We start from the raw sequence: 13,697 nt of genomic DNA, 5'->3' as shown, positions 1-13,697 counted from the left end.
GTCCGACCCTTCCCCATGTGCGCGCATTTTCCGGTCGTCGGCCTGCGCAAACGTGAGCTTTGCTCGGTTTCGGCCCCCCTCCCGCCCGGTGTGCGGGTGGGGTAGCTTTCACGGCGCTGGGCGAGCGTCACAAGGAGCGGGGAGCGGGTTTGCGCGAGTTCACGAACCCTCCGATGGCGTCGGCGCCACCCGTGGGAGGTCTGGCCGACGTCGTCTTCGACCATGCCCTCGCGGACCCGCTGCACGTCGCGCTCGGCCGCAAGGACGAGCTCGGCCGGTGGCGCGATGTGACCGCCGCCGAGTTCCGCGACGAGGTCCTCGCCCTGGCCAAGGGGCTCCTGGCCCGGGGCGTCCGCTTCGGCGACCGGGTCGCGATCATCTCCCGGACCCGCTACGAATGGACCCTGTTCGACTTCGCGCTGTGGACGATCGGCGCCCAGGTGGTACCGGTCTACCCCACCTCCTCGGCCGAGCAGATCTTCTGGATGCTGTACGACGCCGAGGTGTCCGCTGCCGTGGTGGAGCACGAGGACCACGCGATGACCATCGCCACCGTCATCGACCGGCTGCCGCACCTGCGCCAGCTGTGGCAGCTGGACGCGGGCGCGCTTCAGGAGCTGTACGACGCGGGTGCCCACCTCGACGACGAGACGGTGCACCGGCACCGCCAGGCGGTCACCCCCGACTCGATCGCCACCATCATCTACACCTCCGGCACCACCGGCCGGCCCAAGGGCTGCGTCATCTCGCACGGCAACTTCATGTTCGAGGCGGACACCGTCATCGACCGCTGGGAGCCGGTGTTCCACTCCAAGAAGGGCGACGAGGCGGCGACGCTGCTGTTCCTGCCGCTCGCGCATGTCTTCGGGCGCATGGTCGAGGTGGCCGCGATCCGCGGCAAGGTCCGGTTCGGCCACCAGCCACAACTCAACGCCGCCGCCCTGCTGCCCGACCTTCAGGCGTTCAAGCCGACGTTCATCCTCGCGGTGCCGTACATCTTCGAGAAGGTCTTCAATTCCGCCCGCCGCAAGGCTGAGAAGGAAGGCAAGGCCGGCCCGTTCGAGAAGGCCGTCGAGATCGCGGTGAAGTACGCGGACGCGATCGAGGCGAAGGCATGGGGCACCGGACCCGGCCCCTCGGCGGCTCTGCGCGTGCAGCACCAGTTGTTCGACAAACTCGTGTACGCGAAGGTGCGCGCGGCGATGGGCGGTCGCATACGGAATGCGATGTCCGGCGGTTCGGCGATGGACCGCAGACTCGGACTGTTCTTCGCGGGCGCCGGCGTGCAGATCTACGAGGGGTACGGCCTGACGGAGTCGACCGCCGCCGCCACCGCGAACCCGCCCGAGCGCACCCGCTACGGCACGGTCGGTCAGGCCATCCCCGGCGTCACGGTGCACATCGCCGACGACGGCGAGGTCTGGCTGCACGGTGCCAACGTCTTCCAGTGCTACCTCAACAACCAGAAGGCCACCGACGCGACCCTGCACGACGGCTGGCTCGCCACCGGCGACCTGGGCAGCCTCGACGAGGACGGCTACCTCACCATCACCGGCCGCAAGAAGGAGATCCTGGTGACCTCCGGCGGCAAGAGCGTGTCGCCGGGCGTGCTGGAGGAGCGCGTCCGCGACCATCCGCTGGTCAACCAGTGCATCGTGGTGGGCAACGACCGCCCGTATGTCGCGGCCCTGGTCACCCTCGACCAGGAGGCCGTCGAACACTGGCTCCAGATGCGGGGCAAACCGAAGATGTCGCCCGCCGAACTGGTACGGGACGCCGACCTGGAGACGGAGGTGCGGCGGGCGGTGGTCGCCGCCAACACCCTCGTCTCGCAGGCCGAGTCGATCCGTACGTTCCGCATCCTCGCCCAGCCCTTCACCGAGGAGCACGGGCTGCTGACGCCTTCGCTGAAGCTCAAGCGGAAGGCGATCGAGAACGCCTACGCCAACGAAGTGGACGCCCTCTACCGAGCCTGACGGCCGGTCAACCGATGCTGACGCGGAACAACTTGTCCGACCCGTCCGCCGCCCCTCCGTTGTTGTCGCAGTTGGTCGTCGACAGCCACAGCTGGTCAGCACCCGGTACTTTGGTGACGGTACGCAGTCGACCGTAGGTGCCGACGTAGTACGCGGTCGGAGTGCCGACGCTCTCGTTGTCGCCGTTGATCGGGATGCGCCACAGCCGTTCGCCGCGCAGGGACGCCATGTAGACGACGTTGCGCACGATGGCGATACCGCTCGGGGAGGCCTCCGAGACGTTCCAGGTGGCCTTGGGGTTGGTCATTCCGGCGACGCTGCAACTTCCTTCGCAGGTCGGCCAGCCGTAGTTGGCGCCGGGCTTGATCAGGTTGAGTTCGTCCTTGGAGCTGTTGCCGAACTCCGCCTCCCACAGTCGCCCGCTGCGGTCGAAGGCGAGGCCCTGCGGGTTGCGGTGACCCAAGGAGTAGACGTAGTTGCCGAACGGGTTGCCGGGGGCCGGCTTGCCGTCGGTCGTCATGCGCAGGATCTTGCCGTTCAGGGAGTTCTTGTCCTGCGCGAGGTCGGGTGTCTGGGCCTCGCCGGTGGAGACGTACAGGTAGCCGTCGGGGCCGAAGGCGAGGCGGCCGCCGTTGTGGTAGCGGTTCTTCTTGATGCCCTGCAACAGAACCGTGTAGCCGCTGAGTTGCGTGCCGTCGAAGGTCATGCGGACGACCCGGTTGCCCTCGGCGGCCGTGTGCATGAAGTAGACGAAGTGGTTGCTGTCCCATCCGGGGTCGACGGCGACGCCGAGCAGGCCGCCCTCGCCGTTGGTGGTGACGGCGTTCGGGACGGTTCCGACCTGGGTCCTGGTGCCGTCCTTGGTCACTTTCCAGACCCGGAAGTCGTCCCGCTCGGTGACCAGTGCGGACTTTCCGTCGGGCATCCAGTAGGTGCCCCAGGGGATCGTCCAGCCGGTGGAGAGGGTGCTGATGGATGACGGGACGCCGCCGTCCGTCGCGCAGGCCTTGGTGGTGAGGTTCACCGTGTTGCTCTGCGGGGACACGTTGCCGGCCGCGTCGCGGGCGACGACGTTCAGTGCGTACGGGCTGTCGCAGGCCAGACCGGTGAGTGTGGTCGTCGTACCGCTCGTGACGGTCTTGTAGACGGTGGTGCCGCTGCGCACGTCGTACGCGGCGACCGCGCGGTCGTCCGTGGCGGCGCCCCAGCTCAGGTCGGCGCTGTTCGAGGTGACGGCGGAGACGGAGAGCGTGCCGGGGGCGGTGGGCGGGGTGGTGTCGGAACTGGGCTTGGTGGTGCAGTCGACGACGGGGCTGGCGGAGGATGTGTTGCCGGCGGCGTCGCGGGCGATGACGGTGAGGTCGTAGGTGGTGTTCGGTGTGAGGCCGGTCAGGTCCTTGGAGGTGGAACCCCCCGGCGCTTCACCGATCTTGTTGCCGTGCTCGTAGAGATCGTATGCCGTCACGCCCACGTTGTCCGTCGAGGCGCCCCAGGCCAGGGTGAGGCCGTCCTCGCCGATGTCCGGGCAACTGGGTTGGCCGGGACGGGTCGGGGCCTGGGTGTCGGCCGCCGCGCCGATGCCGACGCGGTCGAGGTTGGGACCGCCGTCGGCCGTCGTGGCGGTGGCGCGGATCTTGTTGGGGCCGGCGTTCAGCGGGACGTTCACGCTCCTGGTCGCCCAGGTGTTCCAGTCGGCGGTGGCCGGGAAGGAGACGGCGGAGGCGACCACCGTGCCGTTGACGGAGATGTCCATCGGGCGGTCCGTGGACGTCCCGTTGGCGAACCGGAGCGTCGCCGCCGCCGTGCCCGCGGTGGCGGCGTTCACCGTGAACTCCACGTAGGAGCCCTTGACGTTGGTGTAGTCGACGAAGCCGGTGCCCGTGTAACCGGTGTGGTTGGTGGCCACGGTGCCCTGGGAGATGACCGCGTCCTCGGCCTGGTAGTCGGTGGCCGCGTGGGCGGGGCCGGAGGTCAGGGCGACGAGCGGCGCGGCGAGGGCCAGGGAGAGGGCCCACGACAGTGCTCTGGTGAGGTTCATGGTTGTCCTCTCAGCCCGTGTACTGGGTGAAGACCTTGAGGTAGTCGTACGGCTGCTGCGTCACGCCGCTGCAGGAGTCGCCGTCGGTGCCGGTGCCGCACGCCCGGTCGCGGTTGACGGCCCAGTAGGTGAGGCGGCCGATGTGGTGCTGCCGGGCGTAGGCGAGCATCGTCTTGAAGTCGGCGGTGCGGACGCGCTCGCCCGAGTCGTCGGTGCGGCCGTTCATCGACGACAGGCCGATGTGGGCGTAGGCGGTGGTGTCGGAGTAGCCGTAGGCGGACTTGACCCGGCTTTTGAGCCCTTCCATGGCCTGGGTGGTAAGGGTGCCCATGTTCGTGGTGCCGCCACCGAAGTCGAACGGCATGATGCACCAGACGTCGTTCGCCAGACCGGAGTTCGCGGCACGCTTGATCATGTCGACGCCGGTGGCGTCGGGTCCGTCGGTTGTCGTGCCGAAGGTGATGACGGTCTTCAGACCGGGGTTGCCGGCCTTCACCGTCTTCAGGGCGTCCACGACGCGTTGGCGCACGGCGGCGTTGGACCACTCGGTGTTCTCGATGTCGATGTCGATCGCCCGTAGTTTGTATGCAGTGATCAGCTTTTGGTATGCGGCGGCCAATGCCGAGGCGCTGGAGCACTTCTCCCCGAGTTTGGCCCCGCTCCAGCCGCCGACGGAGACCATCACGTCACCGCCGGCGGCCCGGATGGCGTTGATCTTCGACTGGTCGGTGCCGCCGGTCAGCGGGCGGTTGCCGTCCCACTTGGGGTTGCAGGTGCCGTCGGAGAGGACGAACGCGAGCGTGAACCACTTGACCCCGGTCGCCGCCATCACGGAGGTGGGATCGGGCGGGCTGCCCCAGCCGAGGTATTCGTACGGGGCGACTGCCATGCCCGGTGAAGCGGCCAGGCCCGCCGCAACGGCCGCCGGCCTCGCCGGGGCGGTCGGCTTCACCCGGATCAGCCGGGTCTCGCCGGGCCGCAGCGTCGCGCTGTAGGAGTCGGCGATCAGGCCCTTGTGCGAGCCGGACCACAGATCGGTCACGTCGCCGGAGCCGGTGAAGCCCACCTGGGACCACTTCACGCTCACCGTGGCGCTGCCTGACGTACTGGTGTTGAACAGGGCCACGACGTACTGGCCGTCGCTCTCCTTCTTGCTCCAGACCTGCCGACCGCCGCTGTTCACGATCCGCGCGGCCGCCACGCCGTCCTGGTCGACGCCGATGAGACGGTCGTTGGTGAGCATGGCCTTGTCGACGGGGTCGAGACGGGTGAGGTCGGTGCCGAGCAGCAGCGGCGATGCCGCCATGGCCCAGAGCGTGAAGTGGGAGCGGCGCTGGTCGGCGGTGAGGCCGACCTGGTCTCCGTTGCCGATCTCGAGGGAGTCCAGGTCGTTCCAGCCGCCGGGTCCGGCGTACGGCTGCCAGGACGCGGCCGTGTTGAAGCGGGCGGAGACGTGCGACCAGTCGGTCAGCGGGTAGCCGCTGCCGTTGGGGTCCGGGCCGCAGTAGCACTCGACGTCACCCTGGGTGCGCCAACTGTTGGCGAGAGTACGCCAGGTGGGGGCGTCGGAGAGGGCAAGGTTGTTGGACAGCGCGAAGTTGATGGGGCGTCCGGTGGCGCGCAGGGCCTTGTCCCAGGCCTGGACGTCGGCGACGTCCTGGCTGCCCACTCCGTCGATCTTCAGGTAGTCGACCCCCCAGGAGGCGAACTGCCGTGCCCAGGAGCTCACGAACTCCTGGGCACCCGGCTTCCCGTAGTCGATGTAGTACATGTTCTTGCAGTTGTAGTTCTTCTCCGTCTTCGAGGTGTCCGCGATGTCCTTCGCGTGGTACGGCGTGCCCTCGATCGGCGTGTTCCTGATCACCGCGTTCTTGGCGATGCCGGGGGTGACGTAGAAGCCGAACTTCAGGCCCTTGGAGTGGATGTAGTCGGCGAGGGGCTTGATGCCGCCCGGGAACTTGGCCGTGTCGACGGCCCAGCGGCCGTAGGAGTCGACGGTGAAGCCGTTGTCGTCGCACTTCTGCCAGAAGTCGTCGAGGTTGACGTGGACGAAGCCGTGGTCCTTCAGGCCGCTCGCCACCAGCGCGTCGGCCTGCGCCTTGATCTTGGCCTCGGTCGGTTGGCGGCGCACGAAGCTCCAACTGCTCCAGCCCATGGCGGGGCGGACCGACTGGCCGTTGTCGGACGCGACCGCCGGGTGGCCGGCGGTGAGCAGTGGGATGGCCGCGGCGATCAGCAGGCCGGCGACAGCGACCACCAGTGCTCTGATACGGGTCATGACCGTCCCCCGTTCGCGGGTGTGGCGTATGCGGTGCCGATCCACGCCTCGTCGATCCGCAGCCGCTTGTAGCGGGTGGTGTCGGTCGACGCGGCCCAGGTGGTGTCGATCTCGAGGCGTACGTAGCGGGCGTTGGCGGCGGTCAGGTCGATGCCCTGGATGCCGCGGCGGCTGGGGAGTTGTCCCGTCTTCACCGCGCTGCCCCAGGTGGTGCCGTCGTTGCTGAGGAAGACCTTGTAGTCCTTGATGCGGGCGGACTGCTCGGTGTCGGAGCGGGCGTAGGCGACGGAGTCCTCGCGCTGGTTGAGCCCGATGTACTGCACCTTCTTCGAACTGCCGAGGTCGAAGGTGAGGTTGACGGGCAGCGTCTTGTTGTTGTCCCAGTACGTGAGGTAGTCGCCGTCGCCGGCGGCCGGGCCCGCGTGCCCGCTCGCGGAGGCGCTGGCGCTGACGGTGACCCCGGAGAGGATGCCCTGCCGTCCGGCGGTCGTGACCTTGAAGACAGTGTCGTACGGGTCCCAGGTGTCCAGGCCGTTCAGCGTCAGCACACCGCCCGACTGTGACCAGGAGACGGCGGCGCCGGTGCGGAGGTCGGTGACGGAGGCGATCCGGTAGCCGTTGTCACGGATGCGCAGGGTGCTGGTGCTGGGCGGTGCCAGGACGTGGATGTACTGGCGGTCGGGGTCGGTCCTGCTGATGGTGGTGACACCGTGGGCGCCGTCGTTCCAGAAGCCGGGTTTGAGGCCGCCGTACATGTAGCCGCCGCCCTCCGTGCCGTGCAGGGATTCCCAGATGGGGTCGAGATAGGTGTTCGCGAAGGTGTTGAAGGCGGCCTGGTTGGTGGGGAAGGTGCCATTGACCTGCGCGGTCTCCGCCATCAATGCCTTGACGGAGGAACCGGCGTTGGTGATCAGCCGGCCGAGGGTGAGCATCCGGTCGACGGTGGGATTGGAGCCGTCGTACCACCAGGCGCCGGTCGAGGGCAGTTTGAAGTCGGCCTCGGTCAGGCGGGGCTGCGCGGTGTATACAGCCTGCGGGTAATCGTATGCAGGCGACATCCCCGTCTTCTGCTCGTTGCTGATCATATCCATGATCGGCGTGTCTTCGTTGTTGTTGCTGAGCGTGTAGTTCGGGCGCTTCCGGTAGATCTGCTGGTAGAGGTCGTGGCTCTCCCAGTAGGCGTTGTCGTTGTCGATCCAGAAGCCGCCGAGGTCGGGGTAGCGGTCCATGACCTCGAAGAAGTTGTCGTAGCTGAACTGGCCGAAGCCGTCGCGGGTGGTGAGGTCGACGTGCTTGCCCTTGTAGGCGGAGTAGGCAGCCGAGTCGAGCCACTCGTGGCCGCCCTCGTCGTGCCACTGGGGGTCGTCGGTCATGTAGAGGATGACCTTCATGCCCTTGGCCTTCGCGGCGTTGATCAGTTCACCGAGGAAGTCCCGTTTGGTGGAGCAGGAGCCGGGGATCTTCGACGGCCAGGGGCGGGCGTAGCCGAGACGGCTGTGGAGTGTCGCCAGTACGAGGTATTGCGTATGCAGTTTCCGGGCTTCGTTCACCCAGTAGTCCGGTGTCCATCCGCCATTGGTGACGTCGTTCTCCCAGGCGGTGCAGCTGGTGTGGGCGGGGGCGGTGCGCAGGCCCCAGTGCAGGAAGAGTCCGCCGACGGAGGCGCGCAGGAAGTCCTGGCGGGGGTTCTGCACGTCGAGGGGGCGTGCGGCGGCCGTGGATCCGCAGTTCTCCGTGGATCCGCTGCCGGAGACGCGGAGTGTCGATCCGGAGGTGGTGCGGCTGTCCGTCAGGCAGTAGCCGGTGACGTTCTGGAAGCCCATGTCGTAGGGTGCGTCGCTGCCGTGCTGAGCGGTGAAGCGGGTGAGGCGCAGGCCGCTCGCCACGTTGGCGATGACCGCCGGGCGCCCGTCACCGGCGGCGAACCGCACGGAGCTGTCGGTCAATTGCACGTTGTCTACGTTGTGCATGTACCAGCCGTACGCCGGCCGTGTCCCGATGCTCTTCGGGTTGTAGTCGCTCGCGTCGTTGCTCGGTACGCCGGTGGACATGGTGCCGTTTCCGCCGGGCACGGTGATGTCGACGTTGGTGAAGCTGATGCCGCTGATGCGGTGGCCGCTCTCCCCCCACAGGGTCGGGCTGAAGGAGGGGCTGTTGCCGGTCGCGGTGATGTTCTCGTAGGTGACGTCGCTGATGGATCCCACGCCCGGGCCGTTGCCGCACCGCTTCCGCGTGCCGATCTTCTCCATGATCGGGGAGTGGACGTCGGTCATGGTGATGTCGCGGTAGTGGACGTCGGAGATCTTCGCGCCGTCCATGGAGACCATGCCCAGCCCCGACTTGTCGGCGCCCTCGATACGGATCTTCTCGAACTGGTAGTCGGAGAAGTCCCCGCAGGTCTCGGAGCCGAACATCAGGGCGTTGCAGCACTTCGCCGACAGGTACGAATCGCTCACCCGGACATGGCCGTTGGGGAGCTTGGCGCCGAGTGCGTAGTCGCTCTTGAAGACCAGGGCGTCGTCGTTGGCCTTGATGTTCGCGTTGGTGACGGTGACATTGGTGGTGGAGATGATGTTCCAGCCGTCGCGGTCGCTCGCGGTGTCGATGGTCAGCCGGTCGGAGGTGACGTTCGTACAGCCGTTGACGAGGGCGGCGAAGTGGCCGCCGCGGCGCAGGGTGAGGCCGTCGCCGATCCTGAGCCCGTTGCACCGGGTGAGCGAGATGATCTTGTCTGCTTCGCCGGAGTCGGGGTTGCCCGTGATGAGGTTGCCGAGGCCGTCGATGACGCCGTCACCGACGAAGCCGATGTTGCTCAGCCGGTCACCGTAGATCATCGCGTCGTGGAAGTGGCTGTGTCCGTAGTCCTGGTAGTCGTCGTAGGGGTTGGTCTCGGCCTTGTCATAGGTGTCCGCGCTCGAACCCTGGATCGTGGCGCCCGTGTCGACCTGGAGCGTCACGTTGCTCTTCATGTGGATGGTGTTCTTCGACTTGTAGGCGCCGGACGGGAAGCGGACCGTTCCGCCGCCAGCCGAGTTCGCGGCCGTGATGGCCTTGTCGATGGCCGGGGAGTCGTTGGTGGATCCGTCGCCCTTGGCGCCGTAGTCGCGCACGTTGAACACGGCGGCCTGCTGCGGTCCGGGCGGGCGGGCCGCGAGGGCCGACGGTTGGGTGAGGCCGAGGACGACGGCGAGTACGAAGAACACGATCGCCGCCGCCCCCTTCCGGTGAACTGCGGGGGGTCGCATGGGACGGCTCCTCAGACGAGTTGGTAGCCGCGGAGGTCGGTCAGCAGGAGGTAGGTGTTCTGCAGGGATCCGGATGTGTCGCCGAGGGAGCGGTAGATGCCCCACTTGGGGCGCACGCGGTCGGCGAGGAAGGTGTCGACGCCGGTCTTCGACTTGTCGATGACGGTCGAGGAACCGGACTTGAGGATCCAGCGCACCGAGCCGGACGAACCGTTGCCGACCTTGATCTGGAAGTCGACGTTCGTCCATTTGTCGTGCAGCGGCTCGAGGTCCGTACGGCCGACCAGGATGTCGTCGATCGCCAGCTTCAGTTCGATGGTCTGCACACCGTTCACGCGGCGCAGCGACTGGACGACGATCGGCGAGGTTCCGCTGCCGGGCTGCTTCATCTGCATGATGTGGGTGAAGGTCGTCGTGGCCTTGAGCGAGCTGGGGATGTACATGGAGTACGTGATCCGCCAGGTCTGGCCCTCGGTCCACTTCAGGTAGCTGCTGCTGCCGGTCCGCAGACCGGTGACTTCCTGTCTCTGGCGGTCGGTCGACGTGTCACGGTCGACCGTATGCATGTTGAAGCGCCAGTTGTCGCCGGTGGCGAAGATGTGCGGCTGCCCGGCCGGATGCGAGTCGGCACGGTCGTCCTCGACGGTCTCGAAGGCGCCGAGTCCGTCGCGGCTCGCCGACGGTGCCCATTTCTGCTGCCAGGAGGCTGCGTGTGCGGTGCCCGCCGCGGGGAGCCCGGCGACCGCGCCGGCCGCGCCCCCGATGGCGGCGCCCAGCAGCGCCCTTCTGGATGTGCTCATGACATCAATCACCTCGCAGTTGCTCGTTCATGATCAGGAAGGCGCCGAGGCCGTGGAAGTCGTTCACGGCCCGGGTGCGGGCTACGTAGTACGCGTAGTCACCCACGTTCGTGCCGATGGAGATGTCGGCGAGCTCGGTCCGGCCGTCCGCTCCCGTCGAGAGCTCCGCCAGCACGCCCTCGTAGCCGCGGCGCGCCACGGCCGCGTAGTGCGGATCGATGTATCCGCGCTGGGCACCGCGCGAGAGGGCGTAGGTGAACATGCTGGAGCACGACGTCTCGGTCCAGTTGTCGCCGCGGCCACCCTTGTCGATCACCTGGTACCAGCGTCCGGTCGCCGGATCCTGGTACTTCTCCAGGCCTTCGGCCAGGCGACGGAGGATTCCGAGGAGCTGGCCACGACGCGGATGGCCCGTGGGGATCGCGTCCAGCACGTCGACGATCGCCATCGAGTACCAGCCGACCGCACGGCACCAGTGCTCGGGAGCCAGCCCGGACTGCGGGTCCGCCCAGTTCGCGTTCTTCGACTCGTCGTAGGCGTGCCTGAGCAGCCCGTTGCCCACTTGCAGATGGCTGCCGTAGACGTACAACTGCCGGGCGGCCTCGTCGTTCGCATACACGCTGTCCCCGAACTCCTTGCCGTACTCGACGAGGAACGGGTTCACCATGTAGACGCCGTCCGCCCACAACTGGTGTGCGCGGGAGGAGTTGTCGGCGTGCCAGAAACCGCCGTCGCTCGTGCGCGGGTAGGTGTTCAGGCGGTCGCGGATCTTGCGGGCGGCCTTGCGGTAGCGGTCCTGGCCCGTCTCGTGGTGCAGGATCACCAGCAGGCGGTCGGCCTGCATGCTGTCCAGGCTGTTGAACGACTGACTGATCGAGCCGTCGCTCTTCACGAACCGGTCGACGTAGTCCTTGATGTAGGTGAGGTAGCGGGCGTCGTGCGTCCTGAGGTAGGTGAGGTACTGGCCGTAGAGGTACAGGCCGACCGGGTACGACCAGCCGCCGATCGTGCTCGGCGTGTAGCGGGCCATGGTGGAGTCGACGACGGCCGTGGACCAGTCGCGCGCGGCGGCCGGGCGGCTCACGGCCACCGCCGGGGTCGGGGCGGTCGCGGGCAGTGCGGCCAGGGTGGCGGTGGCGACCGCGACGGCTGTGATCGCCGCCCGCAGGCGTCGGCGTCTCATGTTCCTCCCTCTTGGTGTGCGCTCTTCCTGTATGCGACCTGCTTGTATGCAATCGGCGTATGCAATCCGTCTGTGCGATCGTGCCGGCGCGCGTCAGCTCACTGACAGGCCGTCAGCTCGACGGGCCTCCACGAGGCGGTAACCAGGGCTTTGCCAGACCTTTTCATCCGATGTATGCAGAACCAGCAGTTCCGTCCGGCAGGGCTCCTGCGAGGTTCCGTTCATGGCTGCGTACCCGCCTTTCCCGAGCTTGGGTTCAGGGTGACGGCCTTCAAGCGCAGATCAGCCCAGACTCAGAGCGGGCGTTCAGAGGCATGCACCGAGTTCATCTACACGTCCGGCGGCGCGATCCAGATTCCCGGGATGACGGGGCGCGGTCAATGGTCCGGACCGATAAGGTCGGATGCATTTCCGGCCATTCTCCGTCCGCCGCGGTGACTCGCGGGTCAGTTCCGGCGGATTCGGCGGTGAGGAATGCATCGCGGCCCGTGATCGTTGACGATGGGAGTACCACTTGTCGACAACCTAAGGATCAAGAGCTCGTGAGCAGCAAGGTCCCCCCGATCATCCTGAACAATGGCGTCGAGATGCCCCAGCTGGGCTTCGGCGTCTGGCAGGTGCCGGACGACGAGGCCGAGCAGGCCGTCGCCGCGGCGCTCGAGGCCCGGTACCGCAGCATCGACACAGCGGCGATCTACGGCAACGAAGAGGGCACCGGCAAGGCCATCGCCGCCGCCGGCCTCCCCCGCGAGGACGTCTTCGTCACCACCAAGCTCTGGAACAGCGACCAGGGGTACGACTCCACCCTCCGCGCGTTCGACACCTCGCTGGCCAAGCTCGGCCTGGAGTACATCGACCTGTACCTGATCCACTGGCCGCTGCCGGCCCGCGGCAAGTACGTGGACACGTACAAGGCGTTCGAGAAGCTGCTCGCCGACGGGCGGGTGCGCGCCATCGGCGTCTCCAACTTCCTTCCGGAGCACCTCGAGCACCTGCTCGCCGAGACCTCGGTCGTGCCGGCCGTCAACCAGATCGAGCTCCACCCGCACCTTCAGCAGCACGCGGCCCGTGAGTACCACGCCGAGCAGGGCATCGCCGTCGAGGCCTGGTCGCCGCTGGGTTCGGGCAAGGGCCTGCTGGAGGTCCCGGCGATCGTGGCCATCGCCCAGAAGCACAACCGCACCCCGGCCCAGGTCGTGCTGCGCTGGCACCTCCAGCTCGGCAACATCGTGATCCCCAAGTCCGTGACGCCGTCCCGGATCAGGGAGAACATCGAGGTGTTCGACTTCAGCCTGGACACCGAGGACCTCGCGGCGATCAGCGCGCTGAACGAGGACCGGCGCCTGGGCCCCGACCCGGCCACCTTCGACATGGGCTGACACCCGCCCTCGTACGACCGTCCGCCCCGCCATGCCGCGGGGCGGACGCGCCGGGCCGTGTGACCAGGCCTCAGTAGTCCTGCGCGTCCGCGTGGATGACCTCGAGCTCCTCCAGCCCGGTCACGGTCACGTTCGCCTTGGCCGCCCCTTCGTGCCAGGCCGCGGCCTGGGCCGCGCGGGACGCGGCGAGGGACTCTCGGTCGGTGAACAGGGTCCAGACCAGACCTCGTCCGCGTTCCCGGTCGATGAACAGGGCGGCCCTGGCCAGCCCCGCCATGACCTCCAGCCGGGGCACGACCGACGCCCGGAACGTGTCGGCCAGCAGGTCGGCGTCGGCGGGCTCGAACTCCAGCCTGGCGATGCGCAGTCCGCCGCCCACCCGCGGCTGCCTGATCTCGTGCAGGACAGCCACCTCGGCGTTGTCGACCGCGAGCGTTCCGGCGAACGGCCCCAGCAGCGCGCCGCGCCGCTCACGCATCACCTCGTCGCTGTTGCGCCGGGCCTCCTCGGACTCCCACCAGCTCACGGCCAGCAGCTTGCCCAGCGTCCGGTCCACGAAGACGCCCGCCCCGCGGTATCCCGGACGCTCTTCCAGCAGGTCCCGGCCCTCCGAGTTCAGCGCCCTGATCGCCGCGTCGATCTTCGCGGGGTCACCGGTCGCGTAGATGCTGCGTACGAACATGGCTCGTCGCCTCCGGGATGTCGTACACGCGTCCGGAATTCCGGACACTGCCAGTCTTCCCCCCAGCCAGGACGACCGCCAATCAGGGGACGGCGACCGACTTCACATCCCAGGGG

8 protein-coding genes are annotated in these 13,697 nt (G+C 67.8%); 2 read left to right on the top strand and 6 right to left on the bottom strand.

Going from position 1 to position 13,697, the window contains the following annotated elements; translation table 11 throughout:
- Positions 1-149 precede the first annotated feature (149 nt).
- Positions 150-1,976, top strand: coding sequence for an AMP-dependent synthetase/ligase (locus tag ACFY01_RS26175; protein ID WP_390738165.1), 1,827 nt, complete (start codon positions 150-152; stop codon positions 1,974-1,976).
- Positions 1,977-1,983: 7 nt separating this feature from the next.
- Here ACFY01_RS26175 and ACFY01_RS26170 read toward each other — a convergent pair whose 3' ends face one another.
- Genes ACFY01_RS26170 through ACFY01_RS26150 form a run of 5 tightly spaced genes read right to left on the bottom strand, consistent with a single transcriptional unit; the run spans position 1,984 to position 11,520 of the window.
- Positions 1,984-4,014 carry a PQQ-dependent sugar dehydrogenase gene (locus ACFY01_RS26170; protein WP_390738164.1) on the bottom strand — a complete coding sequence of 677 codons (2,031 nt, stop codon included), beginning with the start codon at positions 4,012-4,014 and terminating at the stop codon, positions 1,984-1,986.
- A gap of 10 nt (positions 4,015-4,024) precedes the next feature.
- Entirely contained in the window at positions 4,025-6,292 is a 2,268-nt protein-coding gene (locus tag ACFY01_RS26165; protein WP_390738163.1) for an alpha-galactosidase, read from the bottom strand.
- Positions 6,289-9,537: a glycosyl hydrolase family 28 protein gene (locus tag ACFY01_RS26160; protein ID WP_390738162.1), complete on the bottom strand. Its 3,249-nt coding sequence runs from the start codon at positions 9,535-9,537 to the stop codon at positions 6,289-6,291. Before ACFY01_RS26160 ends, ACFY01_RS26165 begins: the two co-directional genes overlap by 4 nt.
- A gap of 11 nt (positions 9,538-9,548) precedes the next feature.
- Positions 9,549-10,337, bottom strand: coding sequence for a Tat pathway signal sequence domain protein (locus ACFY01_RS26155; RefSeq protein ID WP_390738161.1), 789 nt, complete (start codon positions 10,335-10,337; stop codon positions 9,549-9,551).
- 4 nt (positions 10,338-10,341) lie between these two features.
- Entirely contained in the window at positions 10,342-11,520 is a 1,179-nt protein-coding gene (locus ACFY01_RS26150; protein WP_390738160.1) for a glycoside hydrolase family 105 protein, read from the bottom strand.
- Between the two features lie 542 nt (positions 11,521-12,062).
- Between ACFY01_RS26150 and ACFY01_RS26145 the strand changes: the two genes are divergently transcribed.
- Positions 12,063-12,899, top strand: a complete 837-nt coding sequence (locus tag ACFY01_RS26145) for an aldo/keto reductase (protein WP_390738159.1) — start codon at positions 12,063-12,065, stop codon at positions 12,897-12,899.
- Between the two features lie 70 nt (positions 12,900-12,969).
- On the opposite strand, the gene ACFY01_RS26140 is transcribed toward ACFY01_RS26145, so the two are convergent.
- Positions 12,970-13,581 (bottom strand): hypothetical protein, encoded by a 612-nt coding sequence (locus ACFY01_RS26140; protein ID WP_390738158.1) that lies wholly within the window; start codon positions 13,579-13,581, stop codon positions 12,970-12,972.
- Positions 13,582-13,697: the final 116 nt, after the last annotated feature.

Origin of the sequence: Streptomyces sp. NPDC001480 (assembly GCF_042894725.1) — a bacterium.
Lineage (GTDB): Bacteria > Actinomycetota > Actinomycetes > Streptomycetales > Streptomycetaceae > Streptomyces.
This window is presented reverse-complemented; position numbering and strand designations above follow the sequence as displayed.

Bases quoted from the DNA above. Each gene is read 5' to 3' on its own strand.
- ACFY01_RS26155 (WP_390738161.1), bottom strand. From the start codon at position 10,337: ATGAGCACATCCAGAAGGGCGCTGCTGGGCGCCGCCATCGGGGGCGCG.
- ACFY01_RS26165 (WP_390738163.1), bottom strand. From the start codon at position 6,292: ATGACCCGTATCAGAGCACTGGTGGTCGCTGTCGCCGGCCTGCTGATC.
- ACFY01_RS26150 (WP_390738160.1), bottom strand. From the start codon at position 11,520: ATGAGACGCCGACGCCTGCGGGCGGCGATCACAGCCGTCGCGGTCGCC.
- ACFY01_RS26170 (WP_390738164.1), bottom strand. From the start codon at position 4,014: ATGAACCTCACCAGAGCACTGTCGTGGGCCCTCTCCCTGGCCCTCGCC.
- ACFY01_RS26140 (WP_390738158.1), bottom strand. From the start codon at position 13,581: ATGTTCGTACGCAGCATCTACGCGACCGGTGACCCCGCGAAGATCGAC.
- ACFY01_RS26160 (WP_390738162.1), bottom strand. From the start codon at position 9,537: ATGCGACCCCCCGCAGTTCACCGGAAGGGGGCGGCGGCGATCGTGTTC.